The 4143-nt window shown below is 63.9% G+C and carries 3 protein-coding genes; all 3 read left to right on the forward strand.

From position 1 onward, the window contains the following. Positions 1 to 113 precede the first annotated feature (113 nt). Genes acs through NW853_RS02650 form a run of 3 tightly spaced genes read left to right on the forward strand, consistent with a single transcriptional unit; the run spans position 114 to position 3983 of the window. Positions 114 to 2072, forward strand: coding sequence for an acetate--CoA ligase (acs, locus tag NW853_RS02640; protein WP_414336040.1), 1959 nt, complete (start codon positions 114 to 116; stop codon positions 2070 to 2072). 57 nt (positions 2073 to 2129) lie between these two features. Further along, the gene (locus NW853_RS02645) at positions 2130 to 3350 is read left to right on the forward strand and encodes a cysteine desulfurase family protein (RefSeq protein WP_414336038.1); all 1221 of its coding nucleotides are present in this window, start codon (positions 2130 to 2132) and stop codon (positions 3348 to 3350) included. Positions 3351 to 3383: 33 nt separating this feature from the next. Further along, complete coding sequence (locus NW853_RS02650; protein WP_414336036.1) at positions 3384 to 3983, forward strand: CPP1-like family protein; 600 nt, start codon at positions 3384 to 3386, stop codon at positions 3981 to 3983. Positions 3984 to 4143 lie beyond the last annotated feature (160 nt).

Genomic DNA, 4143 nt, shown 5'->3' on the forward strand with positions numbered 1-4143 from the left:
TCCCTTGCTCTACCCCTGCTGGGGTAGGTATCCTATTCCCACCCCCCTCCCGTCGTCCCTTGTAGGGAGCCGCGGCGCGGTTGGGATCCCTTGTCTGTACCGGTCTTGTCGCCATGTCTCAACCGGCCCTGGAGTCGATTCTGCAGGAAAAACGCCTTTTCCCGCCGCCTCCCTCGTTTGTGCAGCGGGCTCGCATCACCCCTGAGCGCTACCAACAGATTTGCCAAGAGGCGGAAGCGGATCCCTTGGGGTTTTGGGAGCGGCTGGCACAGCAGGAATTGCACTGGTTTCAGCCTTGGCAGCAGGTGTTGCACTGGGATCCGCCCCAGGCGCAATGGTTTGTGGGGGGACAGCTCAACCTCAGCTACAACTGCCTGGATCGCCATTTGGACAATGGCCGCCGCCACAAGCCCGCCCTCATCTGGGAGGGGGAGCCGGGGGACACTCGCACCCTGACCTACGAGCAGCTCCACCGCGAGGTCTGCCGCTGGGCCAACGGCCTCAAGTCTCTGGGCATTCAAAAAGGGGATCGGGTGGGGATCTACATGCCGATGATCCCGGAGGCCGTCATGGCCATGCTGGCCTGTGCGCGGATCGGGGCAGCCCATACGGTGGTGTTCGGCGGGTTCAGCGCCGAGGCCCTCAAGGAGCGGCTGCGGGATGCGGAAGCCAAAGTCGTCATTACCGCCGATGGGGGCTGGCGCAAAGATGCCATCGTCCCCCTCAAGCCCCAAGTGGACTTGGCGCTGGCGGAAGGGGTGCCCAGCGTCGAAAAAGTCCTGGTGGTGCAGCGGACAGGACAAGCTGTGTCGATGATCCCGGATCGAGATATCTGGTGGCATGAGCTGGCCCCCAGCCTAGAAGAAGCCTGCCCCGCCGAGCCTATGGACGCGGAGGCGATGCTGTTTATCCTCTACACCTCCGGCACCACCGGCAAGCCCAAAGGCGTTGTCCACACCAGCGGCGGCTACAACCTCTACACTCACGTCACCTGTCAGTGGATCTTCGATTTGCAAGAAGAAGACATCTACTGGTGTACTGCCGATGTTGGCTGGATCACGGGCCACAGCTACATCGTCTATGGCCCCCTCTCCAATGGTGCGACGGTGTTTATGTACGAGGGGGCGCCCCGACCTGCTAAACCCGATTGTTTCTGGGAGCTGATCGCCCGCCACCGCATCTCGATTTTCTACACCGCCCCCACGGCAATCCGGGCTTTTATGAAAAGTGGCGACGCCCTGCCCCGCCGGCATGACCTCTCCTCGCTGCGGCTGTTGGGCACCGTGGGCGAGCCGATCAACCCGGAAGCCTGGATGTGGTACTACACCGTCATCGGCAGTGGGCGCTGCCCGATTGTGGATACCTGGTGGCAGACCGAAACCGGCGGCATTATGATCTCGCCCCTGCCGGGAGTTACACCCACCAAGCCGGGATCCGCCACCCGCCCTTTCCCGGGCATTGCGGCAGATGTGGTCGACATGGAAGGGAACCCGGCCCCAGAAGGGGGTTATCTGGTGATCCGCCGTCCCTGGCCGGGCATGATGCGCACCCTTTACAAAGATCCGCAGCGGTTCCGCTCCAGTTACTGGGAGCGGATCCCGCCCAAGGATGGGCAGTACTTCTACTTTGCCGGGGACGGCGCCCGCCGGGATGAAGATGGCTACTTTTGGGTGATGGGCCGGGTGGACGATGTCATCAATGTTGCCGGCCACCGTCTGGGCACGATGGAATTGGAATCGGCGCTGGTCTCTCACCCAGCTGTGGCGGAGGCAGCGGTGGTGGGGCGACCGGACGAGATCAAGGGAGAGGCGATCGTGGCTTTTGTCATCTTGGCGGAGGGCTACGGGCCGGGCGAAGCGCTGCGCCAAGCGCTGATGCAACATGTGGTCGAGGAGATCGGAGCCATCGCCCGCCCCAGCGAAATTCGCTTCACCGAGGCGCTGCCCAAGACCCGCTCTGGCAAGATCATGCGCCGCCTGCTGCGGCAACTGGCTGCCGGCTCCGGCATCAGCGGCGATACTTCTACTCTGGAAGACCTGGGGGTGCTGGAACGGCTGCGGCAAGGGGTGTGAACTGCCAACGCGCCGGCACTAAGATGGGGACATCGAGTCCTGGGTTGTCAAGCTCGCATGTCGCCTCTGGATCCCGCACTTTACTTTGACCACAGCGCCACCACTCCGCCTCGGCCTGAGGTGATCGAGGCTATGGGGCTGGCGATGCAGGAGAGTTGGGGCAACCCCTCCAGCTTGCATGGGTGGGGAGAACGGGCGGCCATGGCCATGGAACGGGCGCGGCAGCAGGTGGCCGAGCTGCTCAACTGTGAGCCGGAGACGCTGCTGTTTACCTCTGGCGGAACGGAGTCCAACAACCTGGCCCTGTTTGGGGTGGCGCAGCGCTACTCCACTCCCCAGCATCTCATCATCTCCAGCGTCGAGCACGCCTCGGTGGAGAATGCCGCCCGTCGGTTGCAGGCCCAGGGCTGGGAGGTAACCCGTCTGCCGGTGAACTCCGCCGGCCAGGTGGATCCCCAAACCTTGATCCAGGCGTTGCAGCCCAAGACCGTTCTGGTCTCCATCGTCCACGGCCAGAATGAGGTGGGATCCCTGCAGCCGATTGCCGAGCTGGGCCGCCTCTGTCGCCAGGCTGGGGTGCTCTTCCACACCGACGCGGTGCAGACGGCGGGGCGGATCCCCCTGGATCTGGCGCAACTGCCTGTGGACCTGCTCTCCCTGTCTGGGCATAAGCTTTACGGGCCGCAGGGGGTGGGGGCGCTCTATGTGCGCCCAGGGGTGGAGCTGCAACCGCTGCTGCGGGGGGGCGGGCAAGAACGGCGGCTGCGAGCCGGTACCCAAGGGATCCCTGCCATTGTCGGCCTAGGGGTGGCGGCGGCTTTGGCAGCCCAAGAGCTGGAGCGGGAGACGGCCCGCCTGCGGCAGTTGCAACGGCAGCTGGCCCAGTTGCTGGCCTCTGTGCCGGGTTTACGGCTGATCGGCCCCTCGGATCTGGAGCAACGCCTGCCCCACCACCTCAGCTACTGCACTGCCGCGATCCCGGGGCACGTGCTGGTGAGGGAGATGAGCCGCCAGGGAATCGCCATCAGCGCCGGCTCTGCCTGTAGCAGCGGCCAGCGGATCCCCAGCCGTATCCTTTTGGCCATGGGCTATTCCGAGGTCGAGGCCCTGGGATCTATCCGCCTCAGCCTGGGCAAGGCCACCACCCAAGCCGCGGTTGAGCAGGTGGCCCGCTCCCTGCAGGCTCTCCTCCGCTCTGCTGCTGGATCCCTTGAGGAGAAGGCAACCCAACCCCTGCCGTCGGCTCCTGCCGCTGAATTGGCGGCTGGGTTAAGGTGATAGAGAGTTACAGGGCTGGTCGTCATGGCTGAGATGAGTCCGTATCAGGTCTTAGGGGTCAGCGAAGAAGCCTCCTTTGAGGAGATCCAATCGGCGCGGGCCCGGCTCCTGGCCAGCTTGGGTGCGGATGAACAGCAGCAGGAGCGGGTGGAACAGGCCTACGACGCCATCCTGATGCAGCGCCTGCGCCTGCGCAAGGAGGGCAAGATCGCCGTCCCCGACCGCATTCGCTACGCCGAACAACGGGCTAGCCGTCCAGAGACAGAACCGAGTTTGACCCGTCCTGCTGCCCAAAATCCCCCCTGGATCAGCCGTTGGCTGGATAGCCCTTCTGCCCCGGATGTGCTCTGGCCCGCCGTGTTGCTGGGAGGGCTGGTGGGTTGGGTTGTCTTGGCCCCTGATGAGTATCCCTCCCTGCAACTGGCGCTGGGGCTGATGACCTGCATCTATTTCCTGTACCGCAAGGAGCGCCGCTTCCTTCGCGCTTTTCTCTTGGCGCTGGCAGGACTGAGCCTAGGACTGATGTTGGCCTACGGCATTGCCCTTCCCCTCACCGGCGGCGATGCCCCCGGCGCCCTGTTGGTGGGGATCACGTTTGGGGTGATGTGGCTGATAACCAGCTTTTTGCGCTAGTTGGGGAGCTTCAGCTACACACTCCTACATGTGTGCTGCCTGTCCATTCAAGTCGTCCCAAGCCGGCTTGAGATACAGCCACTTCAAACAGCAACGAAACGGTTCGTTACGTCGTTCCCTAACTCCCCTCTCCCTGAGGGAGAGGGGTTGGGGGTGAGGG

The sequence above is a fragment of the Synechococcus sp. H55.11 genome, assembly GCF_047462475.1.
In the GTDB taxonomy this organism is placed as follows: Bacteria; Cyanobacteriota; Cyanobacteriia; order Thermostichales; family Thermostichaceae; genus Thermostichus.

Coding starts and splice junctions, on each gene's coding strand:
- NW853_RS02650 (WP_414336036.1), top strand. CDS start 3,384: ATGAGTCCGTATCAGGTCTTAGGGGTCAGCGAAGAAGCCTCCTTTGAG.
- NW853_RS02645 (WP_414336038.1), top strand. CDS start 2,130: ATGTCGCCTCTGGATCCCGCACTTTACTTTGACCACAGCGCCACCACT.
- acs (WP_414336040.1), top strand. CDS start 114: ATGTCTCAACCGGCCCTGGAGTCGATTCTGCAGGAAAAACGCCTTTTC.